This window comes from Pyruvatibacter mobilis (genome assembly GCF_012848855.1).
GTDB classification, from domain to species: domain Bacteria; phylum Pseudomonadota; class Alphaproteobacteria; order CGMCC-115125; family CGMCC-115125; genus Pyruvatibacter; species Pyruvatibacter mobilis.
Genome location: NZ_CP051630.1, coordinates 140,325 through 163,422 on the forward strand (window position 1 = coordinate 140,325; position 23,098 = coordinate 163,422).

Below are 23,098 nucleotides of genomic sequence, written 5' to 3' on the forward strand. Positions count from 1 at the left end.
TTTTGCGGGCTCTTGTCGTCAGGCGGTCGTGCTGTTGCGGGTCATGTCCGCAGTCTGATCGCCTTCGGGATGATTTCAAAGCTTGCAGGCAGGCGTCCGGGAGATTCGCCGTCGATGTCGAGCAGTATCTCTGCTTTTTCATCCACCGGCAGGGCCAGCAGGCTTCGGGTGCGCGTGGCGATTACCTTCGGGCTTTGAATATGCGTGCCCTTGTAGATGTCGCCGTCGCCACCCACCAGATCCTTCAAGGTGGTGTCAGTCATGATGATGACGTCGAATACCCCGTCATCAGGTTCGGACATGGGCGCCATATGCATGCCGCCGCCAAAATACTGGCCAATGGCAACAGCGCCCGTGCCGACGTTGAAGACTTCGTCGTAGCGCTCATCCATCTTGATGCGTATGGGCGGTGGCGCGTAACGCAGTGCGGCCCAGAACGTGCACCAGGCGAAAGTGAATTTGCCGCCGAGAAGTTTCGGCCAGCTGGCACGATTGACGGCCCGGTCCACCACGCCGGAAAGACCGAAGCTGGCAATGTTGTTGAAGTAGCGCGTTTCCTTGCTGCCATCGTCGGCTACATAGGAAATGCGCCCGAGATCCACGCTGCGCGCGTCACCGCGGGCACATATGTCTGCGGCCTGCTCAATGTCGGTCGGCAGGCCGAAGGTGCGGCGATAGTCCCCGCCGGTGCCTGCAGGCAAGATCGCCAGCACGGCGTCCTCGTTGATGAGGCGGCCGTTTTCGAAGAAGCCGTTGATGCATTCATGGATGGTGCCGTCACCCCCCACTGCGATGACCTGATCGGCACCGTCCTTCAGGGCCTGAGCTGTCAGGCGCGCGGCGTCCCATGGAGCTGATGTCAATGAAACGTCTACCGGGCTGCCGGTTACCGGTGTGATGGCGCGATTGAGCGCGGCAAGAAGCTCATCCCAGCGGCGACTTGTTGCGCCGCCCGCTGAGCGCGGGTTGGCGACCACATGTACCTTCGAGCCCTCTGCCAGTGCATGGGGCTTTGGCGTTGCGGCGGCTGTCACGGGAGGCGTGTCCATGCTCCTCATGCAATCTCCCGGTAGCCTGTTGCCAAGGGCTGCATCCAGGTGCGGGACGTGGGATCAGGCCGCATCGTCAATGGTAACGAAGCGTTTTTCAGCCTGCGTGATCTGACGCGTAGTCTCATCGTCATCCCATCCCAGTTCCTGGCGGCAAATTTCCGCGATTCGCCTGATTGTATCGTGGCCGGGATGGCCAAGCGTGCCAAGACCCGTGCGGCGTTGGAGGATGTCGTCAAGGCTGCGCGCCATCTCGGTTCGGATGGCATAGACCACCTGCGCACCGACGGTATGGGTTTCGTTGGACAGAGGGGTCAGCAACTCCGGTTGTCCCAGGCTTTCAGCGAGCGCAACCACGTCGTCCATACGGCTGCCGTGATTGCGGGCGAGGTTTCGAACGATCTCCGGGGCAAGCTGCGGCAGGCGTTTGAGGGCGGCCGCTTCGAACTCGGCATAGCGGGTGATCTCGCCCCCCTGGACGGGGGTTGTTGCTGTCACGCATTTGCTGCCGGTGTGGTCCAGCTTCTCGAGGGCCATATCCACCACTTGTTCGGCGAGGTGGCGGGACGTTGTCCATTTGCCGCCAAGGGCCGATAGGAGGCCTTCCACACCCTCGGAGGCGTGATCGAAGACCTCAGCGGCGCGTGACGCCCCGTAGCTGTCCTTCTCGTCATCGTTGGGGTTGGTGTCCACCAGCGGGCGCAGGCCGGCATAAAAATGCTCCACATCATCGCGCGCCAGATTCAACCCTGGCAGACCTTGATTGATCACCTGAAGAAAAGCGGTGATGTCCGTTTCGGTCACCCCCAGCTCATCCGGCTTGCCTTTGAACACGGTATCCGTGGTGCCGATGATGGTGTGGCCGCGCCAGGGAATGACGAAGAAATGCCCGCCGCCGGATGGCATGACGGCCAGGGCCATGTCGTCGGTCAGCTTGCGGGTGATGAGATGTATGCCCTTTGAGCGGATCAGGCCGCGCGCCGGGGCACCGTCCTGCTCGGCCAGTGCCATCACCATGTCGCCCCAAGGCCCTGTGGCATTGATCGTCAGGTCTGCTCTGATTTCGTGTGACGAGCCGTCCAACAAATCGGTCACCCGCGCGCCGGTCACCTTGCGGGCATTGCCATCACCGGCGGTCAGTATCTCGTCGACCTGGGCGTAATTCGCAACATGTGCGCCGTTGTCCGCTGCATCGCCAATGCATTCGACGCCGATACGTTCAGGCGAATACATCTGGCAATCGTAATAGACCATCGCGCCCTTGAGACCGTTGGGGTCGAGGAAGGGGGCACATGCCAGCGCCTCCTCCGGTGTCAGGCGGCGGTGGGCCGGCATGTGCTTGTCCGGATCTTCCAGCCGGTTCCGGTCGTAGGACAGGAGGTCGTAGAGCGTGAGGCCGATCTTCAGTTTCAGCGCAGATGCCGACCCATAAAGCGGGATGAGGAAGGGGACGGGCGTCACCATATGGGGGGCGATGCGTTCCCAGATGCGGCGTTCGCGCAGGCTTTCGCGCACCAGGCCCAGTTCGAAATTGGCAAGATAGCGCAAGCCCCCATGCACCAGCTTGGAGGAGCCGGAGCTTGTGGCGGAGGAGAAGTCCTTCTTCTCAACCAGTGCCACGGACAATCCGCGCAGGGCCGCGTCCCGGGCGATGCAGGCACCGGTGATGCCGCCGCCGATGATCAGCACGTCATGCCGGGTGGCGGCCATGCGCTCCAGATTGCGCTCCATGCAGTCAGCTCCTTTGCGATCCGGAGGTGGTGCACGGCAGGTCAGGTGCAGTCCGGACTATTTCCTGGCGGCCAGGCCTTTCTGCTTCATCCGCCATACCAGAAGATCGATCCGGTCCTGGCCGAAGAAGGGCTCCCCTTCAAATACCATAAGTGGCACGCCCCAGTGACCCGCTGCTCTCTGTGCGGCCTCATTTTCTTCGATGATCTTTTCATAGGCATCCGGGTCCGCTTCGATCTTGGCATCAAGCTCGGCCAGGTCGAGGCCTGCGCGGGCTGTGGCGTCGGCCAGGTGGCTGCCTTCGTTCCACTGCGGAGTGTCGCCGCCGAATATGATCCGGCTAACCTCGCTGAGGAATTCAATGCCCTTGCCGGCCTGTGTAGCTGCCACGCCCAGCCGCGTGAGGCGGTGGATGTAGGGCTGGTCCTTCGGCACTTCGCCGGAAGCCAGGTCCATGACAATCGGGTCCGGATTGGGCCAACCGTAAGGGATGTTTTCGAACTCGGCGATCCGGGCGGTGTCGGTCAGCAGATAGGGCGGCCACATGGGGTTCACGGTCTTGAAGAAGCCGGGAATGCGCACCGCAATCGGATAGACCTGCCGCACATTGATGGTGACATCATACTCCTCGCCGATCTTCCTCAGCCGCGGCGTTGCGAGATAGGAATAGGGTGAGCGGAAGGACCAGAAGAGGTCGAAGGAGAGGTCAGACATCAGGCGGCTCCTCGAAACAGTCATTAACTTTGGCCACGCTAGCGCGTTCCGGCAGCTTTCCCAAGCATTTGATCGGGCAATCGGGGGGGCAGCGCTGCGCATTGCTTCCCACCCTCGGGCCGAGTTGCTAGGCTTGCAACTGACAAAAGATCACATCTGCTGAACCGGCGGATCAACGAACCACAGCGCACCGCCCACACGCGGCAGGTGCCTACCTAACGGGAGACGCGTCATGCCACAGGCCGAGGCCAATGGGCTGTCCATCGAATATGAAACCTTTGGCGACCGGGCCAATCCGGCGCTGCTGCTTATCATGGGGGTGGGCTGCCAACTCATCATGTGGCCCGAGGATCTCTGCCAGGGTCTGGCGGACAGGGGTTTCTTCGTGATCCGCTATGACAACCGGGACATCGGCCTGACCACCAAGATGGATGATGCGGGCGCGCCGGACATCATGGCGGCGCTGACGGCGCAGCTGTCGGGCGAACCGGTCAAGGCGCCTTATTCGCTGGATGACATGGCCGATGATGCCGCCGCGCTGCTCAAGACGCTCGGCATCGACCGGGCGCATATCGTCGGCGCGTCCATGGGCGGGATGATCGCCCAGCTTGTGGCGATCCGGCATCCGGAAATCACCAAGAGCCTCACCTCGATCATGTCCACCACCGGCAATCCGGATCTCCCGGCGGCCAAGGACGAAGCGATGGGCGCGCTCTTGACCCCGCCGGCGGATACAAGCCGCGAGAGCCTGATCGCCCAGGGCGTGACTATGTGGAAGGTGATTGGCAGCCCGAAATATCCGGCCACGGAAGAAGAACTGACGACGCTGGCTGCGCGCAATGTGGACCGCTCAATCTGCCCGGAAGGCTTCGGCCGCCAGGTGCTGGCCATTCTCTCAGCGCCTGCGCGCAACGAGGCGCTGGCCAAGCTGTCGGTGCCCGCCATGGTGCTGCACGGTGCGGATGATCCGCTGGTGCCGGTGGAGGGTGGCAAGGACACCGCCGATGCGATACCCGGCGCCCGCCTCGAGATCATCGACGGCATGGCGCATGATTTCACCCAGGCGCTGGTGCCTGTCTATCTCGACAAGATCGGCGGGTTTGTGAGCCAAGTCGAAAGCGGCCGCGCGGCTGCTGAATAAACCGGACAAAAATCGCTGGGAGGCGAAACATGCAGGTCAAGGCAAACGGGATTGATATCGAGGTGGAAACCTTCGGTGACAAGGCCAATCCGACGATCATTTTCGTGATGGGGTTCGGCGCGCAGCTCACGGGCTGGCCGGTGGAAATGATGGAAGGCCTGGTTGATCGGGGCTTTCATGTGGTGCGGTTTGACAATCGCGACGTGGGGCTGTCGCAGAAATTTCCGGAGCTTGGCCAGCCCAATGCGGGGGATGTGATGGCCAAGATGGTGGCGGGTGAAACGCCTGACGTGCCCTACACCCTCACGGATATGGCCGCGGACGCTGTCGGCGTGCTGGATGCGCTGGGTATCGACAAGGCGCATATCGTCGGCGGGTCGATGGGCGGCATGATTGTGCAACTGGCTGCGGCCGGCTGGCCTGAGCGGTTCCATTCCATGACCTCGGTCTTCTCGACCACCGGTAACCAGGAACTTCCTCCGTCGACGGATGAAGCGCTGGCGGCGCTTCTTTCCCGGCCCGAGAATGAGGAGCGGGACACGGTGGTGGCTCACCAGATGAAGGTGCGCAAGGTCATCGGCTCACCTGGCTATCCGACGCCGGAAGACGAAGCACGCCGCCGGGCAGAGGAAACCTTTGACCGGTCGTACTACCCGGAGGGTACCACGCGCCAATACGCTGCCATCATTGCCGATGGCGATCGCCGCGAGCGCATCAAGTCGATTTCCTGCCCGGTGCTGGTTCTTCATGGCGTCGGCGATCCGCTGGTCCGTGTCGAGGGTGGCCGTGACACGGCAGCCAACATTCCGGGTGCGCGTCTGGTCGAGATCGAGGGGTGGGGGCATGACCTTCCGGTTCAACTGGTGCCGCAGTTGGTCGACGAGATTGCGGCCCATTGCTCGGCGGCAGGCAGCAAGGCTGCAGCTGCCGAATAGGCAGGAGCCGGGTCCAATGAAAAGCCCCCGGGCGCTTATGCACCCGGGGGCTTTTTTTGTTCTGAAGCTGACTGACTACGGTTGTCAGACCTGGCTTGCGCCGCCGTCACACGGCACGCAGGCGCCTGTCGTGTAGGCTGAGGCGCGGGATGCCAGGAAGATGGCAACGCCTGCAATGTCTTCCGGCTCGCCGATGCGCTTGCGCGGATTGTCGGCTTTGATGGCGTCGCCCATGGTGGCAAGCGTTGCGGCCATCATGTTGGAGGGGAAAGGCCCCGGCGCGATGGCATTGACCAGGATGTTGTCCGCTGCCAGGCGGCCGGCCAGATGGCGGGTCAGCATGATCATGCCGGCCTTCGAGGAGGAGTACGCGTAGGTCTCGAGGATCGGCGGCTCAATGCCGTTGATGGAGGCTGTGTTGATGATGCGGGCCGGTTCTTCATAGGTAGCGGCCTTGCGCAGCAGCGGCAGCAGCTTCTGGGTCAGGAAGAACGGGCCCTTCAGGTTGATGTTGAAGACCTTGTCCCAGCCGTCCTCAGAGTAGTCATCAATCGGCTCGCCCCAGGCAGCGCCTGCATTGTTGACCAGGATGTCGAGCTTCTCTTCGCGCTCGGCGATTTCCTTCGCGAAGCCTTCCACCCCTTCGACGGTGGACAGGTCGTAGGGCAGGGAAATGCAGGTGCCGAGTTCCGACAGGCGGTCGGCGGTGGCGTTGCACGCTTCGGCCTTACGGGCGGTGATGTAGACCTTGGCGCCGTTTTCCACGAAGCCCTGGGCGATCATCTCGCCAATGCCGCGGCTGCCGCCGGTGATGACGGCAACCTTGCCGGAGATATCGAAGAGGTTCTTCATTGCGTTGATGTCCTCGCGATGTGAGATCGAATTGATCGGTTCATCCAAGGCCATAACGCAAAGCGGCGGCAAAGAGGAGTCCCCTTTGCCGCCGCCGACGCTACGTATTTGAAAAGCGCGATGCCTTAGAAGTTGGCAGCATCCAGCTCCATCAGGGTGGAGGCCCCGGCCGAGGCGCGGACCTTGAGCGATGCCGTCATGGGCAGCTCGCGCTCGGCCCAGTAACGGGCCAGCACCAGCTTGCGCTTGAGGAACTCCGGATCACCTTCGCCGGCATCCAGCTTGGCCTGCGCCGTCTTGGCCATCTGCGCCCACATGAAGCCCAGTGCCACGATGCCGAACATGGTCATCACGTCATAAGAGGCCGCACCGGCGTTCTCGAAGTCCTTCGGGGCGTTCTCGGCCAGCCAGATGGCGGCATCCTGCAGGTCCTTGAGACCGGCCTGAAGCGCATCAAGCTGCGGCTTGAGGTTGGCGTCGTCCTTGTTGGCATCGATGAAGGCCTGCACATGGGCGAAGAACGCCATCGGTGCGCGCCCGCCCTTGGCGGTCATCTTGCGGCCGACAAGGTCGAGAGCCTGCACGCCATTGGCGCCTTCATAGACCTGGTTGATGCGGGCATCACGGACGAACTGCTCCATGCCGTGGTCCTTCACGTAGCCGTGGCCACCGAACACCTGCATGGACTGGTTGGCTGCCTCAAAGCCCTTGTCGGTGAAGTAGCCCTTGATGATTGGCGTCATCAGCTGGCCCATGTCGGCTGCGAATTCGCGCTGCTTCTCGTCCTTGGCGGCGCGCGCCTCGGTGAACATCACCGACACCCACATGGCCAGCGCGCGGGCGCCTTCCACGAAGGAGCGGGAGGCCAGCAGCATGCGGCGCACATCCGGGTGCACGATGATGGGATCAGCACTGTCTTCCGGGTTCTTGGCACCGGAGAGCGCGCGGCCGGCGGTGCGCTCATTGGCGTAGATGGCACCATTCTGGTAGGCCACATCGCCGATGGCGATACCCTGGATGCCAACGCCCATGCGGGCGGCGTTCATCATGCCGAACATGCCGGCCATGCCCTGGGACTTGGACTTCGGCTTGTCGCCGGCATCGGCTGACTTCGGCTGCGGCTTCGGGCCGAGGCGGTAGGCAGTGGCCTCATCGAAGTTGAGCACGCAGGTGGCCTGCGCCTTGATCCCCATCTTCTTCTCGATGGAGCCGACGGAGACGCCGTTGCGGGCGCCGAGTTCGCCGGTTTCCTTGTCGACCATCACCTTCGGAACCATGAAGAAGTTCACGGTCGAGAGGTCGTTGGCGAGCTTGCCATCCTCGTCGGGGATCTTGGCAATGACCATGTGGACGATGTTGTCCGTCATGTCGTGGTCGCCGCCGGAAATGAAGATCTTGGTGCCGCTCAGCTTGTAGGTGCCGTCTTCCTGTTCGACGGCCTTGGTTTTCATCAGCTTCAGATCCGTGCCGCAATGGGGCTCGGTCAGGCACATGGTGCCGCACCATTCGCCGGATACCATCTTCGGCACGACATGCTCTTTCATCCAGTCGTCGCCGGTTGCCGCCAGGGCGCTGTAGGCAGCGCTGGTGAGGCCCGGATACATGGCAAAGGCCTGGTTGGCGGCGTTGCCCATTTCAGCGAAGGCGAAGTTGACAACCGCCGGCATGTTGGCGCCGCCGAGTTCTTCCGGGGCACCCAGCCGGTTCCAGCCGTTCTCGCAATAGGCGTCGTATGCTTCCTTGAAGCCCTTCGGCACGCGCACGACGCCGTTTTCGAACACGGCACCCTCTTCGTCGCCAGACTGGTTGAGGGGCTGAAGCACCTCTTCGCAGAACTTGGCGCCGCCTTCGAGGATGGCGCGGGTCATGTCTTCGGTGAGATCGGTGAAGCCCGGCAGGTCATCACGGTCCTGGATCTTCAGAAGATCGTGGAACAGGAACATGAAGTCTTCGACAGGCGCTTTGTAGGTCGGCATTGAAACCATCCCTTGCTTACTGACAAAACTGTAGAATTTGGCGCGCAGTGTACCGGGCGGCACGCCAATGTCGAGCCGTTTTGCATTGCAAAAATGCGGAAGCGTTTTACGCGTTTTGCGCTGAATTCCGCAGCGGGTTCAGGCAGTTAACGATCCTGATACTGGGGTGCCCGTTTCTCAACGAAGGCCTTCACGCCCTCGGCAAAGTCATCTGTCTGGGCGCAGAGAATCTGGTTGCGATCTTCCATGGCGATGGCGGCTTCAAGACTGCCGGCATCTACAGCCATGTTGAGGCATTCCTTGGTCAGCCTCAGGCCCAGGGGTGCTGTCGTCAGCATCTCGTCCAGGTAGGGGCGGACGGCCTCTTCCAGCTTGTCGTCCGGCACAACTTCGGAGACGAGGCCGGTTGCCAACGCCCGGTCAGCCTTGATGAAACGGCCTGTGAGCATCAGCTCACTTGCCACCGACACGCCAACAAGCCGCGGCAGGAAGTAGGATACACCGATGTCGCAGGCTGACAGGCCAATGCGGATGAACGCCGCGTTCATGCGTGCGCTTTCGCCTGCGATGCGGATGTCGGAGGCCAGAGCAAGGGCGAAGCCGCCGCCGCAGGCTGGCCCGTGCACCAAGGAAATGATCGGCTGCTGGCATTTCCGCATGCGCATCACGATTTCGGAAATGCGCCGCTGGGAAATGAGGCCTGCTGCCGGTCCTGTCTGGATGGCCGAGGTATCGGACCGGTTGGACGTATCCTTCAAATCCAGCCCGGCACAGAAAGCGCGGCCCGCGCCTTTCAGCACTACCACGCGCACTTCGTTGTTCATGTAGAGCGACGCGAAGTAATCCAGCAGCTCGTCGATCATCACCGGGTCAAGTGAGTTGAGGGCTTCCGGCCGGTTCAGTGTGACCCAATCCACTCCGCCTTCCTTGCGGATGTCGAGCGTCGTGTATGCCGTCATGGCGTGTCCTCCAATTGTCTTGTTGCTTGGTTCTTGAAATCGGGTCAGCGCCTGGCGGCGATCATGCGGTCGAGCACGTCGGGTGGCAGTTCGAGCCAGCGCAGGCTTATTTCGTCAGGAGACTGACGAGGGTCGTAGTAGGGCGGCATCACCCGCACGATATCGGCGATGAGTGGGCCCGACGCGTCATCCACCGTGATTGTACCGGTGACAAAATCGCCGATGCCCAGGGTGAGCGCCGTGCCCTTGATGCGTGCGCCACCCAGTGACCAATCAAGAATCTCCACAGGACCGAAACCGAGGTCGATGTGCGGCAGCACGTCACCAATGGCGCGGTGGTGCAGGCGGCGTTCACCGGTTGGGTCATGGAAGGTTGAAGGCATCTGGCGGGTGCTCCCAATCGCGCAGGGGCTGATTGCCGGGAGTTTGCGCCCTTGCGTGGCCGTCCTCAAGGGCAGGTCACAGCTCATTCCGAGCGGACTTCCCATGTCCTTGTTGACGTTGCGTCAGGACGCCTGTGAGTGGTCGGGGTCAGGCCGCCTGGGTGCGGGCGTGCTCGCGCGCATGGGTCAACATGTCAGCGAACAGGGCGCGCTGGGCATGGCTGCCGCCGGCAAGATGCAGGCCGGGGAGGGCGGTTTCCAGGTTGATGGCCGCGGTCTGCATGTCACCGTGGCGATGGGCCAGGATGCCTCTTGCGGCCGGCAGGATTACATATTGCCAGGTGAGGTCGCCCTCATTGAGGCGGCGGGCAGCATGGTCTTCGAGGCTTGCCAGCATGGAAAGCGCCCGCGCGTCCTGGCCGGCGCCTGCGAGTGCCATCAGGAAATGCAGATCGAGATATCCATTCACATGGTCATGGATGTGTGTCCGGGCCTTGCGCGCGACAGGCTCCCATCGCGTACCGACATCCACGCCTTGCAGTTCGAGCCGTGCAAGCAGGCTCGCGGCATTTACCTGCGGCTGGATCTGGTTGATGTCGCGCGTCCAGACATGGGCGTCGTAGAGCTCCAGCGCGTCCTCCGCGCAGCCTGTTCCGAGCGCCGCGAGTGCTGTGTGCCACCAATTGTGGGTGTACATGAAGCTTGAGCAATCATCCCAGTGATGGCTTTCGCGATGTAGGAAAGCGAGTGCCTGGAGGTGTTGCTGGCGGGTGAAGAGGACATGGGCGAGCGCGTGGTGCGCCCACGGGTTGCGTGGCAAGCGCTCACATGCCGCGCGCGCGGCACGCTCTGCTCCATCAAGATCACCTGTCTGTTCGAGACCAAATGCGTACATGCCCTCAAGATAGGCGCAGTCCGGATCATGCCTGTGGCCTGTTTCGCCAAACCAGCGGATGCCGGTTGCATCGCCTCGATTGAAGCAGTGATGCTGGGCAATCTTGATGTTGAGGATATCCGCAGGCCACTGCTCAAGGATCGCTGCATGGTAGCGCAGGGCCAGGGGAATATCGCCGGACACCCAGGCACCGACGGCGCGGGCGAACATGTCCTCGCGGGGCGTGGCCTTGCCGATATGGGTGAAGGCTTCGTCGATGAAGGGGCGTGCCTCGCTGGCTGAATGGCGGGTTTCTCCGAACATCATGAGGGCCGCTGCGGCGGCGTTGGCTTCGACACATTCAGGATCAGCTTCCGGTGCATCCAGAACTACAAGCGCTGTATCCGTATGGGCGATAAGGGCATGGGTGAAGCCATCGATTGCAGCCACCGCCTGCGGAACATCCGTTGCGATCTGCAATCCGCGCGAACACTCGAGCATGTGCCTTCGAACTCACTTCTATTGCCGGCCGCACCGGTGCCAGGGCGCCGTGACACCGCCATACTCTCGGCGGGTGGACGGACATGCACGGGGGCGAAGCAGTCAGGGCTGTGCTGACAGACTTGTGGATGGGCAATGTCGCAGGCAAGTGACAAGCCCGTGACTCTGTTGTGTTGAAGAGTGACCGGCGACAGGGGCTGACCGGGCCCGCACCGTCCCCATTTACCTGCCATTCACTGGCGAGGGGCGAATGTTGGTCGAGGGCTTCCCTGACCGGGCGGTGGCCGATAATGTCCGGCCTCCGGTTGTCCTGCCCTCATTGCGCCATCCGCGCGAGGCAGAAGAAGTGGCGAGGCGTCCTGTCTGGCCCCGTCTCCGGTCTCCAGATCCCCCAAGGGCCCTCCCTGTCCGGATCCAATTTGAAAGGCAGCGGTTCATCCCGTGACCGGTTCGTTCGACATTGTGCAGGAGCTTGTGCTGCCTGCGGCCCTGTTCGCGGTCATGGTGACGGTCGGCATGGAGCTGACGCGGAAGGATTTTCGCGACCTGGCAGCGGCGCCGAAGGGCTTTGTTGCCGGTAGCGTCATCCAGCTGATTACCTTTCCGGCGATTGCGATCCTCGTGTTGTGGCTTGTGCCGCTGCCTGCGGCAACGGCCGTGGGGCTCGCCATCGTTGCGGCCTGCCCGAGCGGGGGGTTTTCCAATGTGCTGACATTGCTGGGGCGTGGCGACCTTGCGCTGTCCATCTCGCTGACCACCATGTCCAGCCTGGCCGCTGTTGCAACGCTACCGCTGCTCCTGTCCTTTGCTCTGTCGGTCGCTGATGTCGCCGCTGATATGGGGGGGCCGGTTTCCGTGCCGCTTGGGCCGACCCTGGGGCAGCTGTTCCTGGTGGTATTGCTGCCTGTGGCGATCGGGATGTGGGCGCGTGCCACGCATCCAGCCTGGGTCCAGCGCAATATTGACCGGGTGCAGCAGGCTGCGCAGATTTTGCTCTATGGCATTGTTGTCCTGCTCGCCGTTCAGGATTGGGAGCCGTTCAGCACCGGCATTGAAGCATCACTGCCGCTTGCCGCGGCGATGTTCCTGTTGAGTGCCGGGGCGGGTTATTTCTTTTCCAGCCTCGTGCTGCCGCAGGCCCAGGCCTTCACCGTCGCCATCGAGACCGGCACCCGCAATGTGGGGCTGTCCACGCTGGTGGCGCTCACGGTGCTCGACAGGGCGGATTGGGCTGCGTTCGGGGCCGTGTATATTGCGCCGGCCAGTGCGTTGGGATTTGCCGCCGCACTGGCGCATCGCCGGGCGCGCCGCCTGGCCCGGCAACGCCAGTTGAAAAAAGAGCGCGGACCCACCGCGACATAGTTCCATGACCCAGACCCAGCCCGTCCTTGCCCGTCTCGCAACGCAGCTGCGCGAGACCTATTACGGCTGGTGGGTGGTGGCGGCCATTTTCGTCACCATGACGACGACGTCCGGTGTCGGGTTCTACAACCTGTCGGTTCTGCTTGGCGCATTCACCGAAACGCGGTTTGACGTGGCGGAAGTCTCCGGCGCCACGTCGCTCTATTTCCTCGCGTCGGGTTTCGGCGGCATGGTGTTCGGGCGGCTGATCGAGCGCTTCAACATCCGCTATGTCATGGCGCTGAGCGGGCTTCTTGGGGCACTTGTCTTCCTGTTCGTCGGTGCGATCACCGAGGTCTGGCAGCTCTATCTCTTTTATGCAGTGTTCGGGGTGCTCTATTCAGGTTGCGCGCTCGTGCCGGGCACCACGCTGGTTGCCCGCTGGTTTGCCCGCCGCCGCGCTGTGGCGCTCTCCATAGCCTCAACCGGCTTGTCGATCGGCGGTATTGTCGTCTCGCCTCTGTCGGCCTGGATCATTCAGACGCAGGGTCTTGCGACTGCCGGGTACTGGCTGGCGCTCATTCTCTTCATTGGCGTGGTGCCTGCAGCTCTGCTGGTGCTGCGGCCTAGCCCGCAGTCCATGGGCTTGCGCATTGATGGCGACCCCCCGCTTGCGGACGGCGAAGAAGAGGGACCGCCTGATGGTGTGCCCTATGCGGAGGCTGTGCGGTCACGTTTCTTCATCGGCGTTACCGTCGCCTATGTCTTTGCGATGATGGCGCAAGTCGGTGCGCTGTCGCATCAGTTCCGGCTTGTCAGTGAGCGGGAAGACGCCGCGATGGCTGCCCTGGCGGTCTCCGTGCTTGCCGCATCAAGCATCGTGGGGCGTCTTATCGGCGGCTTTGCGCTCTCCCGGTTGCCCATCCGCACTTTCACCCTGTCCTTCATGGGGTTGCAGGCCTTGGGGCTTGCCGCATTCTCTCAGGCGGAAGGACCGGTTGCGCTGCTGGGTGCATCCGTTCTGTTCGGCATCACGGTCGGCAACATCCTGATGCTGCAACCGCTGCTGCTGGGGGAGGCATTCGGCCTGCGTGATTATGGCCGCATCTTCGCCCTGAGCCAGCTATGCGGCACATTCGGTGTTGCGGCGGGCCCTTCTCTAGTGGGGCTTGTCTACGATTTTGCCGGAGGCTATGGCGCAGCCTATCTGGCGATCGCCTGCGGCTCCCTGGTGGCGCTCAGTATTTTTTCTGTGGCGGGGCCGGTCAGACACGGTGACCGGTAGCGGAAGCGGTGCGGTCAACCCAGCCGGGCCGGAGCCTGGGGGATATCCTGCCAGAACTCGGGATCATGGCCGTACATGATCCGGGCACCGCGCGTCTGCAATTCCCGCAAGGCCATCAGCGAGGCAATCATCGCATCCTCATCGGCGCGGAATCGAGGCAGGTGCAGCTTGTCCAGCGTCCGGCGCAGATAACAGGCGTCTCCCGCCAGAACGAATGTCCCATTGCCGGTCTTTACCTTCAGGGACTGATGGCCGGGCGTGTGACCGAATGTTGGTATGCAGACGACCGAGCCGTCACCGAACAAGTCATGCTCTCCATCAACGGTGGTGAAACTCTGGCCGGTCTCGAAGTCTTCCGCCACGTATCCAAATGGCAAGCCCGCCCGCCGGGCGTGGTCCAGCTCACGTGATTGCACAATCACCGGCACATCCGGGGCCAGGCTGTTGCCGCCGGCATGGTCGTAATGGAGATGCGAGTTCACCAGATGCGTCACCCGCGACAAATCAAACCCCGCCTGCATGAAACGGGCGTCCAGCAACTCATCAGGTGTCACGTGCAGCTGGTTGGACTTGTGTATCTGGTCCGTGTAACGGCCATGGTCGTGGGCGGCAGCAGGGTTCATCCCCGTGTCAAACAAGACCGATCCTTTCTCGTGGACAATGAGATAGGCGGGCACCGGCACAGTGAGGGTGCCCTCCTCTCCGGCGAGGAAGGATTTCGTGGGCATTGTCAGGTGCCCGCAGGTGAATGCGTAGAGCGCAACCCCCATCAGCCCGGCCCGTATGCCTAGCGGCCGGAAAGGTTATGCACCTCACGCAGGTCACTGCGCAGGGCATTCACCAGCCGCTCCACCATGCGGTCCTTTTCGACCACGGGAGACTTGGTACTCGTCACGTTGGTTGCAAAGCCGCGCCACACCACCCGTGCGCCTGGGTCCAGTATCTCGAAGGTCACCGAATAGGTGGATAGCGGGCCGCACCCATCCGGCGTGCGGTCGAAGCGATAACGGCCGATTGCCTCGGGTTCCTTGCCGCCTTGAACCTGCGACTGGATGGTAAAGCGAGGGTCATCATCCGGTCGCGACGAATCCGTCTCGTAGGTCAGTTGCCAGAAGGCATTGTCATCGACCTCGTAACCGAGGACGGCGAGCCGCTCGGTGATGTTGGCTTCCATGTCGATGTCGCGGTCCAGCTCATGGCGCGTGCCCAGAGAGATAGGTCCGCCGAGAGGAATATCCCCGCTGACCCGGCTGGTGACCGACAGCCCGGTCTCGGGGCAATCCTTGACGGCCGGAGGTTGCTCAGACGGGCTATTGATCTGCGCAAGGGCGGTGCCGGTCACGGCCATGACAGCGCCTGCGGCCATGCCGGCCAGGATCTTCGAAAATGGGATCACGGGTCTTGCCTCTCATGGCATAGGATGGGGGAAGCGCAGGCCAGCCGCGCCGCGGGACCGGGCCTGTCAAGCTACCGCAGAGTAGGTAATGGCGAAAGGCGCAGAAATCATGGGCAGAGTTTCCTTCCTTCCGATTGCCGGTAAGGCAATGGCCGGAGTATTCGTAGTGTTGGCTGTGTCGGCAGGTGCGCATCTTCACGTGGCGCACGCTGAAACGCCGTCTGCTGAGAAAACACCTCCGGCGGCGGATCAGTTCCTGAGGGAAACCAGCTCCGAGACCGCCGAGACATCTGTCTCGATCGATACGCGACTGCTTGAAGAACCCGTGCTGGGTGCACGTCTTGTGTCCGGCAGCGTCGAGGGCGCCAAGGCATTGGAAGCGAGTGCGGTGCAGGATGCCGCGGATGCACCGGAGTTTTTCCGAACCTATATGAGCAATGAGGACTGGCGCGTCACCCATGAGACCAAGACCTATCTGAGTGCGCTGGGGACCCGCTGGCTCTTCACCGGCGGCGCTCATGGCAATAGCGGTTTCTCCAGTGTCATCTGGGAGAAACCGCAGGCAGGCAGGATGGGCCGTGAAGTGGACGTGGCGTCTTTCTTCCGGAATGGTGCCTCTGCTGACGCGGAGATCTGGCCGCTCCTGTCCACCTTTCTCTATGACGCCTGGGAGCGTGAATGGGAGGCCCGGACCGGCGAGTCCGTGACGGTCAGCGGACAAGGCTGGCACGTGGACGCGCAAAAAACACTCGCTCAACCTGCGCCCTCCGACATGGCATCGGTGGTCACGCTCGTCCCCTCCACCGAGTCCGGCAAGGCCGGTGGCCTCGCTTTTCACTTCGCGCCGTATGAGCTGGGCCCCTACGCCATGGGCACATTCTCCTTCACCGTGCCGCAGCAGGTGTTCCGGGCGCACCTAACGGTAGAGGCAACGGAGCTCTTTGGCGGTGACGCCTTGACCAATGACTAGACGGGAATGGTGACCCCGACAGGATTCGAACCTGTGACCTACGGATTAGGAATCCGTTGCTCTATCCTGCTGAGCTACGGGGCCATGGGCGGTCTTTTAGCAGGCATTGTTTTTCAAATCATCCTTGCGGGCTGCCCTAAATGAGAGCACCTGGAAAGGGGGCCTTGCTGCCGCCGTGCCGTCAGGGAAAGGCTGCCTGGGCTGCCGCCTGAAGGACCATGCGCACCACAGCCGCCTGGTCGCCCGCGCCGAGCTTGGCCTTGATGGCTGCAAACTGGGTGCGCACGGTGGTGATGGCGATGCCATTCGCTTCGGCATAGTCGGCGAGTGCTGTGCCTCCGGCAAAGGCTGCGGCAAGGGCTGCTTCCTTTACGGTCAGTCCGTGCCACGTGATGAGGGCATTCTCGTCAATCGAGATGTCTTCGGCGGAAGGCAGTATCCGTAGCAGCACGACAGGTGGCACACCGCGCCCTTCGCTCTCCCGGTTGAGGCGCTCACCGCGCATGAGGCGCGGCGTGTCGCTGCCGGGCATGGCGAGGCGGATGGCGCGATGATTGTTCGTAGGCTTCGGGCTGAACAGGTCGTCCAGCGCACCGGATAGCGCGGTTTCATTCTCCTCGCCGTTGGCGGCCAGACGGCCGTTCCGGAACAGGATTGGCGAAGTGGCTTCGGCCATGGCGCGGGCGCGGCGGTTTGCCATCAGAATGTGCCGGCTCGAACTTATCAGCAGCATGGCGTCGGAGGCTTCCGTGAAGAGCATGGTCAGCCAGTCGCGCTCCACCTGATCCTGCGTCACCAGGGCCCCGTGCTTCAGTCGGCGCTGGATGAATGGCCAGACCCATTCCGGGCCGTGGGCGCGTGACCATTCGAAGATCTCGTCCACCCGCTCCCGGGTGTGAGGCTGGACGAATTCCTTGATCAGTCCCTGGTAGTCCGTAATCAGCTTGTCCGCGGTTGCCCGTTCGACCTGGGCTTGTTTTCCGGTCTGGCGGCGGATGAACTGGCCGATGCGTGCGAGGCATGCCGTGCTTTGTTGCGACAGGGGGGCGAGGCGCTGCCAAGTATCCGCCAGCCCATCCCACTCATACAGATTTACCTTACTGCCGGCCCCGCGCAGTTTTTCGGCCAGCATCATCGCGTCGTCATAGAGAACGTCGTTGACGTCGGCATGGATTTCCATTTCCGGCATGCCGGACAGGTCAGCAAGGACGGGTGACGCCAGCGGATGACGCGGATCAGCCCCCTGCAGGTAGTCGAACGCCAGCGTCATGATCAGTTCCACATCCGATGTGGAGCCGTTTGAGCGAATGTTGCTGACATAGGACCCGCCGGAAAACGTAAGGTCGACCAGCGGTGTGAGCGCAACGAAGCCTGCAGGCATGGGCCGCCCCTGGTCCCGCAGGGAGAGAAGGGCTGCAAGGGCAATGCCGGCGCCTGAGGTGTCGCCCATGAAAACGATCTTTGCCGGATCGTGACCCTGTTCCAGGAGTGCCACATAGGTAGCGGCGACGTCTTCCACCGCGAGGGGAAACGGCTGCTCAGGTGCCAGCGCGTAGTCGAACAGCAGCACGCGGGCACGGGCGTGGGTGGCGATCCGACCGGAGATGATCTCCTGCATGGGGCCGCGATTGAGCGCGAAGGTGCCGCCATAGATGTAGAGGACAATGCGCGCATCGGAGCGCGTGTCGGGCTGTGCGATCCAGATACCGGTCACCGGCAGCCCTTCAGCCGGTGACGTGACCGCTCCCAGATTGTCCAGGCCCCCCGCCTGCGTCATCAGACCTTCCTCCTAGGAATTTCCGAAAGTCCGCAGCGGAGTTTAGGGCAGAAATCATCCGTGTGCTCATCAATTGTGATGACCAGTGATAGCCCTCTGATCAGATCGCAGGCAAAGAAAAACCCGCGGGGCGTGCGCTGGGCACATCCCGCGGGTTTTGTTTGGCGTTTCTGGCCCGGTGGGGTTGGGCCGTAATGGCGTCTTAGAAGGCCATCGAATAGTGGAGGCCGGCGGCGTTCACGCCCGGATTGTCTTCCGAAATGCCGGCATTGGACAGGTGCCAGAAATAGGCGGAGATCATGCTGCCGTCGTCGAACTGCCAGCCGAACTCGATCTGCTCGCGGAATTCGAAGACCTGGCCCAGATCCTTGGAATTGCCCTCGCCATAGGCACCGAAGCCCACCTGCAGGCGGGTCAGGAAATTGTCGGTGAGGAAGATGGAGCGCGAAAAGCCGACATGACCGTAGACCGCGCCGTCCGTGTTGACGAAGGCGCCGACCAGCGGACGGATTTCCCAGATGATGTTGTAGTCAGGGATGTAGCCGATATCGAAAACAGCGGAGGCTTCCTCAGAGCTGTCACCGACATCGAAGAAGCCCGCGCCGACATAAAGATGAGCCGGCTGCGAGGCGGCCAGTTCTTCGGCCTGCGCGGAAGTGGTGGCGCCAGCCACGAACGAGAATGCTGCGGCAGCCGCGACGGCCAGCCCGGTAAGAAGATGTTTCACTTGATATTCCCCTGGTGCCGCCGCTCAATTGGGCGGAATCCATGTCAAACCCGGCGCAATAGTAGTGGCAAGCGTGGTCTGAGCGCAAATAACGAGCTTGTCAGGGCCTGTGCCTGGTTGGGGAAAGGAACAAAAATGTTGCCCATGTGCCACAAGCGTAGTGGCAGCCTCGGCTTTGCAGTGCTTCTGGCGGGTGTGCTGGTTGTGCTTGCCGGGTGTGAGCAGGCCCATTCCACAAGCTGTGCTGTTCCCCCTCCTGATGCCGGCCGCATCTTCGAGGTGATTGAGGTCGTCGATGGAGACACGGTGGTGCTCGATGATCGCAGCGAAGTGCGGATGGTCGGGCTTCAGGCTCCCAAGCTACCGCTTGGCCGCCGCGGCTTCGAGAAATGGCCTTTGGCAGATGAGGCACGGGATGCGGCGGTGCAGCTGCTTGATGGTCAACGCGTGGTCCTCTGGTCGGGCGGCGCGGATATGGACCGGCATGGAAGGCGGCTGGCCCAGACCTATGTGCTGCAGCCCGATGGCGGACATCTTTGGTTCCAGCAGGAAATGCTCCGGCTGGGGCTGGCCCGTGTCTACAGTTTTCCAGACAACAGGGCCTGTCTTGATGAACTCCTGGCGGCGGAAGCCGAAGCGCGTGACTCGGGACAGGGCATGTGGGCGCTTGCCGCCTACCGCATCCTAGCCGCTGAAGATGAAGGGCAACTGGGGAACCGGGAGGGGTCCTATGAGCTTGTTCAGGGGCGGGTACGGGAGGCAACGCTGGTGCGTGGGCGGGCCTACCTCAATTTCGGCACGAATTACCGGGATGATTTCACCGCAACCATCGCCCCCCGTGACATGAAACGGTTTCGCGAGGCGGGTATTGACCCTGTGGCCTATGGAGGCCGCATTGTGCGGGTGCGCGGCTGGCTGCGGAATTTCAACGGTCCCAGCATTGATGTCACGCATCCCGAGCAGATCGAGGTGCTTGAATGATTGCCGCTGTCTTCTCCCTGCCACTAGCCAAACGGTTCGCGCCGATGGTGGCAGGGCTGATTGCCCTCCTGGTCTTGGGACTCATGCCGCCGGCGGCCCAGGCGCAGCTGTCGCAGCGCGAGAAGCAACAGGGTGCCAACGCGCATGAGCAGATCGTTGCGCAGTATGGCGGCGTCTATGATCACCCGCAGGTCGGCCCTTACGTGGCGCGGATCACAGCGCGGATGGCGGCTGCATCCAACATGCCTAACGAGGAATTCCGGGTCACGGTGCTCAATAGTCCGGTGGTCAATGCGTTCGCGCTGCCCGGCGGTTATGTCTATGTCACCCGGGGCCTCGTTTCGCTGGCAAATTCCGAAGCTGAACTTGCGAGCGTCATCGGCCACGAAATTGCGCATGTCACGGAGCGGCATGGACGCGGGCGGCAGAACCAGGCAATTGGCGCCACAATCCTTGGTGCCGTGCTCGGTCTTGCAGTAGGCAGCGATCTGGTGAACCAGATCTTCAATATCGGTGCATCCGGCTACCTGGCGGATTATTCCCGTGACCAGGAGAACGAGGCCGACAAGGTGGGGCTCGATATGCTCGTGCGTGCGGGCTATGACCCCTACTCGGCGCCGTCATTTCTTCAGTCGCTGGGCGATCAGAGCGCGCTTCACGCCAGATTGCAGGGCGCGCGGTATGACCCCAACCGGGTGGACTGGCTTGCTTCGCATCCGGCGACCGGTCAGCGAGTGCGGGATACGCGGGCTCAGGCACAGGGAACAGGCATTCCGCCCGCCTCGCGGCGTACAGGCGAAGAGGCGCATTTTGCTGCCATCGACGGCATGCTCTATGGCGACGACCCAAAGGAAGGTTACGTACGCGGCCGTCGGTTCATCCACCCGGAATTGCGCTTTGCCTTTGAGGTGCCGGAGGGCTTTCAGATGACGAACTCATCGAAGGCTGTGTCCGCGCGGCATTCGTCTGGTGCGCAACTTAAGTTCGATGGCGGTGCACGGCGTGGGGCGGCCACCATGGCTGTTTACCTGACCCGCGTGTGGGCACGGGACGCGCAATTGAAGGGCGTGGAATCCCTCACCATCAACGGCATCCCTGCGGCCACCGGGGTGACGCGTGTGAAGGGAAAGGATGTGCGGCTGGTTGCCTATGACGCCGGGGATGGGGAGGGCGTCTATCGCTTTCTCATCGCCACGCCGCCGCGCGAAACCGCACGCATGGAAGCCGCGATCCGGGAGATGGTGTTGAGCTTCAGCCGGTTGTCAGCAAGTGAGGCGGCCTCCGCCAAACCATTCCTCGTCGAAACACGTAAAGTCCGCAGGGGCGATACGGTTGGAAGCCTGGCTTCGCTAATGGCCTTCGATACCGCCGCGGAGGAACGGTTCCGCGTGCTCAACGGTCTCAGCGGCACTGAAGGCGTTTTGCCGGGCCAGACAGTGAAGCTGGTGGTGGAGTAGAACTACGTTCCCAAGCGGGACTAATCGTCTTCCAGCATGCTTTCCATGTCGTCTGTTTCTTTCAGCAGGGCTGCGCGCAGCTTGTTGAGTGCCTGGTGCTCGACCTGGCGCACGCGCTCCTTCGATATGCCCAGCTGCTCACCCAGGGCCTCCAGGGTTTGACCGTCCTCACTCAGGCGACGGCGCTTGATGATGAAGAGCTCACGCTCATTCAATGTCTCAAGCGCGCGCGCCAGCCAGCGGCGGCGCACTTCGGCGTCATGGGCTTCGCGAGTCTGATCCTCCGGGTCCGGACGGTCATCCGCGAGCATATCCTGCCATTCCATGGAGGCGCCTTCGCCGCCCTCCGCACCCGGCACCGTTGCGTTGAGCGAACGGTCCGACGCTGACAGGCGGGATTCCATGGCTTCCACGTCCCGTAGCGGAACGCGTAGCTTGTCCGCGATGAAGTCGCGGCCCTCGGGGGTCATGCTGGCGCGACCGCCGTCGTTGATAAGGGCGCGCAGGCGGCGGAGGTTGAAGAAAAGGGACTTCTGGGCAGCGGTCGTGCCGGTGCGCACGATCGACCAGTTGCGCAGGATGTAGTCCTGAATCGAGGAGCGGATCCACCAGGAGGCATAGGTGGAGAACCGCACGCCTCGTTCCGGGTCGAAGCGCTGTGCGGCCTGCATCAGGCCGACATTGCCTTCCTGCACGAGGTCACCCATGGGCAGGCCGTAGACGCGGAATTTTGCGGCCATGGCGATGACAAGGCGCATGTAGGCGGATGTCAGCTCATGCAGGGCGTCTTCGTCCTGGTGCTCGTGCCAGGCCCGCGCGAGATTTAACTCGTGGTCAGCCTCCAGCAGCGGCGCTTTCATAGCCGTGCGGATGAACCTGCGGTCGGACCCCTGTGACGAAACGGCGGATGTGGCCATTGGTCTATGCCCCTGTGCACTCGTTGACTGTTTGGGCCATGGCGAGGTGGGGTGCCCTTTCGGGACGGCATCCGGCACCGGCCATAGCACTGTCTCTGCGGCATATACGGAGATGGGGCGTGTTGCGGATCAATCTTGCTTTGGCGCAAATCAGCCAAATGAGTTGCGGATTTGCATAGGAACTCAGACGAAAAATGCAGGTGCGAGCGGATTGCAGGATCAGGCCCGGGTGTCTTGGTGAGCCTTGTCGTTCGGGCAAGAAAAACCCCGGCGCTCCAGAGGAGGCCGGGGTCTTTCCTTGGGACGGGGAGGGCGCTGTTACGCAGCCTTCTCCTCGTCTTCCTTCTCCGCCTTGTTGCGGCTCGGTGCCTTGGCAAGGACGCCTTCGATCTTGGTGATCGCTTCGTCGTCGGTGGATTTTTCGACGGCGGCGACTTCACGGGCCATGCGTTCCAGTGCCTGTTCATAGAGCTGACGCTCCGAATAGGACTGTTCCGGCTGCTTGTCGGAGCGATACAGGTCGCGCACCACTTCAGCAATGGCAATCAGGTCGCCGGAATTGATCTTGGCTTCGTATTCCTGCGCACGGCGGCTCCACATGGTGCGCTTCACGCGCGCGCGTCCCTTGAGGGTCTTGAGCGCCTGCGCCACCACATCGTCGGCGGCAAGGCGGCGCATGCCGACAGATTCCACCTTGGTGATGGGCACGCGAAGGGTCATCTTTTCCTTCTCGAAGCTGATCACGAACAGCTCCAGCGCGTGACCGGCCACTTCCTGCTTCTCAATGCCGGTGATCTTGCCAACGCCATGGGCGGGGTAGACGATGAAATCATTCGCCTTGAATTCCGATTTCTTGGATGCAGTCTTCTTCTTAGCGGCCATGCTTCGTTCCACACTGCGCGGCGGCGCCGTACCGGCATTGTAATGCCGGCGGGCCCCGTCGCGGGGTCAATACAAATGGCTCAGGCGACGTCCGGAGCACGTCAGGTTGCCGCAACAAGGTCCCCTGCCGGGCCAGACGAGGTCTGGACCCAGCGGGCCAGGGTCAGGTGCGAACAGGACGGGCACCGGCTTCACATACGCGGGGTCTGGCAGGTCGACGATTTCCCGGCGGAGCAGGTTTGGCCCGGAG

20 protein-coding genes, 1 tRNA gene and 1 pseudogene are annotated in these 23,098 nt (G+C 62.3%); 7 read left to right on the top strand and 15 right to left on the bottom strand.

Features of this window, described 5'->3' with window-relative positions; genetic code table 11:
- Positions 1-41: 41 nt before the first annotated feature.
- The 3 genes from HG718_RS00755 to HG718_RS00765 all read right to left on the bottom strand — a co-directional run bounded on the left by HG718_RS00755 (position 42) and on the right by HG718_RS00765 (position 3,494).
- On the bottom strand, positions 42-1,049 hold the full coding sequence (locus tag HG718_RS00755; protein ID WP_160586630.1) for a diacylglycerol/lipid kinase family protein: 1,008 nt from the start codon (positions 1,047-1,049) through the stop codon (positions 42-44).
- 63 nt (positions 1,050-1,112) lie between these two features.
- The gene (locus HG718_RS00760) at positions 1,113-2,780 is read right to left on the bottom strand and encodes a glycerol-3-phosphate dehydrogenase/oxidase (protein WP_160586631.1); all 1,668 of its coding nucleotides are present in this window, start codon (positions 2,778-2,780) and stop codon (positions 1,113-1,115) included.
- A 57-nt stretch (positions 2,781-2,837) separates the two neighbouring features.
- Positions 2,838-3,494 carry a 2-hydroxychromene-2-carboxylate isomerase gene (locus tag HG718_RS00765; RefSeq protein ID WP_160586632.1) on the bottom strand — a complete coding sequence of 219 codons (657 nt, stop codon included), beginning with the start codon at positions 3,492-3,494 and terminating at the stop codon, positions 2,838-2,840.
- Positions 3,495-3,726: 232 nt separating this feature from the next.
- Between HG718_RS00765 and HG718_RS00770 the strand changes: the two genes are divergently transcribed.
- Together HG718_RS00770 and HG718_RS00775 are read left to right on the top strand one after the other, a co-directional pair.
- Complete coding sequence (locus tag HG718_RS00770; RefSeq protein ID WP_160586633.1) at positions 3,727-4,635, top strand: alpha/beta fold hydrolase; 909 nt, start codon at positions 3,727-3,729, stop codon at positions 4,633-4,635.
- A 29-nt stretch (positions 4,636-4,664) separates the two neighbouring features.
- Entirely contained in the window at positions 4,665-5,570 is a 906-nt protein-coding gene (locus HG718_RS00775) for an alpha/beta fold hydrolase (RefSeq protein WP_160586634.1), read from the top strand.
- An 84-nt stretch (positions 5,571-5,654) separates the two neighbouring features.
- Here HG718_RS00775 and HG718_RS00780 read toward each other — a convergent pair whose 3' ends face one another.
- The 5 genes from HG718_RS00780 to HG718_RS00800 all read right to left on the bottom strand — a co-directional run bounded on the left by HG718_RS00780 (position 5,655) and on the right by HG718_RS00800 (position 11,115).
- Positions 5,655-6,422, bottom strand: coding sequence for an SDR family oxidoreductase (locus HG718_RS00780; protein WP_160586635.1), 768 nt, complete (start codon positions 6,420-6,422; stop codon positions 5,655-5,657).
- Between the two features lie 125 nt (positions 6,423-6,547).
- Positions 6,548-8,398, bottom strand: coding sequence for an acyl-CoA dehydrogenase C-terminal domain-containing protein (locus HG718_RS00785; protein ID WP_160586636.1), 1,851 nt, complete (start codon positions 8,396-8,398; stop codon positions 6,548-6,550).
- A 146-nt stretch (positions 8,399-8,544) separates the two neighbouring features.
- The gene (locus HG718_RS00790; RefSeq protein ID WP_160586637.1) at positions 8,545-9,357 is read right to left on the bottom strand and encodes an enoyl-CoA hydratase/isomerase family protein; all 813 of its coding nucleotides are present in this window, start codon (positions 9,355-9,357) and stop codon (positions 8,545-8,547) included.
- Between the two features lie 44 nt (positions 9,358-9,401).
- On the bottom strand, positions 9,402-9,740 hold the full coding sequence (locus tag HG718_RS00795; RefSeq protein ID WP_160586638.1) for a PilZ domain-containing protein: 339 nt from the start codon (positions 9,738-9,740) through the stop codon (positions 9,402-9,404).
- 148 nt (positions 9,741-9,888) lie between these two features.
- The gene (locus tag HG718_RS00800; RefSeq protein ID WP_160586639.1) at positions 9,889-11,115 is read right to left on the bottom strand and encodes a tetratricopeptide repeat protein; all 1,227 of its coding nucleotides are present in this window, start codon (positions 11,113-11,115) and stop codon (positions 9,889-9,891) included.
- Between the two features lie 438 nt (positions 11,116-11,553).
- On the opposite strand from HG718_RS00800, the pseudogene HG718_RS00805 reads away from it, so the two are divergent.
- Positions 11,554-12,477, top strand: a pseudogene (locus HG718_RS00805) (bile acid:sodium symporter family protein); the annotation flags it as partial.
- Positions 12,478-12,481: 4 nt separating this feature from the next.
- Positions 12,482-13,741 (top strand): MFS transporter, encoded by a 1,260-nt coding sequence (locus HG718_RS00810; protein WP_160586640.1) that lies wholly within the window; start codon positions 12,482-12,484, stop codon positions 13,739-13,741.
- A 14-nt stretch (positions 13,742-13,755) separates the two neighbouring features.
- Here HG718_RS00810 and HG718_RS00815 read toward each other — a convergent pair whose 3' ends face one another.
- Both HG718_RS00815 and HG718_RS00820 read right to left on the bottom strand, forming a co-directional pair.
- Positions 13,756-14,469, bottom strand: coding sequence for an N-acyl homoserine lactonase family protein (locus tag HG718_RS00815; protein ID WP_160586641.1), 714 nt, complete (start codon positions 14,467-14,469; stop codon positions 13,756-13,758).
- A gap of 59 nt (positions 14,470-14,528) precedes the next feature.
- The gene (locus HG718_RS00820) at positions 14,529-15,137 is read right to left on the bottom strand and encodes a hypothetical protein (protein WP_160586642.1); all 609 of its coding nucleotides are present in this window, start codon (positions 15,135-15,137) and stop codon (positions 14,529-14,531) included.
- A gap of 88 nt (positions 15,138-15,225) precedes the next feature.
- On the opposite strand from HG718_RS00820, the gene HG718_RS00825 reads away from it, so the two are divergent.
- Positions 15,226-16,107 carry a DUF3298 and DUF4163 domain-containing protein gene (locus HG718_RS00825; RefSeq protein WP_160586643.1) on the top strand — a complete coding sequence of 294 codons (882 nt, stop codon included), beginning with the start codon at positions 15,226-15,228 and terminating at the stop codon, positions 16,105-16,107.
- Positions 16,108-16,114: 7 nt separating this feature from the next.
- Here the strand turns inward: HG718_RS00825 and HG718_RS00830 are convergent.
- The 3 genes from HG718_RS00830 to HG718_RS00840 all read right to left on the bottom strand — a co-directional run bounded on the left by HG718_RS00830 (position 16,115) and on the right by HG718_RS00840 (position 18,611).
- A tRNA-Arg gene (locus tag HG718_RS00830) sits at positions 16,115-16,191 on the bottom strand.
- A gap of 97 nt (positions 16,192-16,288) precedes the next feature.
- Complete coding sequence (locus tag HG718_RS00835; RefSeq protein WP_160586644.1) at positions 16,289-17,884, bottom strand: alpha/beta hydrolase; 1,596 nt, start codon at positions 17,882-17,884, stop codon at positions 16,289-16,291.
- A gap of 202 nt (positions 17,885-18,086) precedes the next feature.
- The gene (locus HG718_RS00840; protein WP_160586645.1) at positions 18,087-18,611 is read right to left on the bottom strand and encodes an acyloxyacyl hydrolase; all 525 of its coding nucleotides are present in this window, start codon (positions 18,609-18,611) and stop codon (positions 18,087-18,089) included.
- Between the two features lie 144 nt (positions 18,612-18,755).
- Between HG718_RS00840 and HG718_RS00845 the strand changes: the two genes are divergently transcribed.
- Positions 18,756-19,592: a thermonuclease family protein gene (locus HG718_RS00845; protein WP_160586646.1), complete on the top strand. Its 837-nt coding sequence runs from the start codon at positions 18,756-18,758 to the stop codon at positions 19,590-19,592.
- On the top strand, positions 19,589-21,049 hold the full coding sequence (locus tag HG718_RS00850) for a M48 family metalloprotease (RefSeq protein ID WP_160586647.1): 1,461 nt from the start codon (positions 19,589-19,591) through the stop codon (positions 21,047-21,049). Before HG718_RS00845 ends, HG718_RS00850 begins: the two co-directional genes overlap by 4 nt.
- A 20-nt stretch (positions 21,050-21,069) precedes the next feature.
- Here HG718_RS00850 and HG718_RS00855 read toward each other — a convergent pair whose 3' ends face one another.
- Positions 21,070-21,966 carry an RNA polymerase factor sigma-32 gene (locus HG718_RS00855; protein ID WP_160586648.1) on the bottom strand — a complete coding sequence of 299 codons (897 nt, stop codon included), beginning with the start codon at positions 21,964-21,966 and terminating at the stop codon, positions 21,070-21,072.
- A gap of 318 nt (positions 21,967-22,284) precedes the next feature.
- Complete coding sequence (locus HG718_RS00860) at positions 22,285-22,848, bottom strand: CarD family transcriptional regulator (protein ID WP_027839398.1); 564 nt, start codon at positions 22,846-22,848, stop codon at positions 22,285-22,287.
- Between the last annotated feature and the right edge of the window lie 250 nt (positions 22,849-23,098).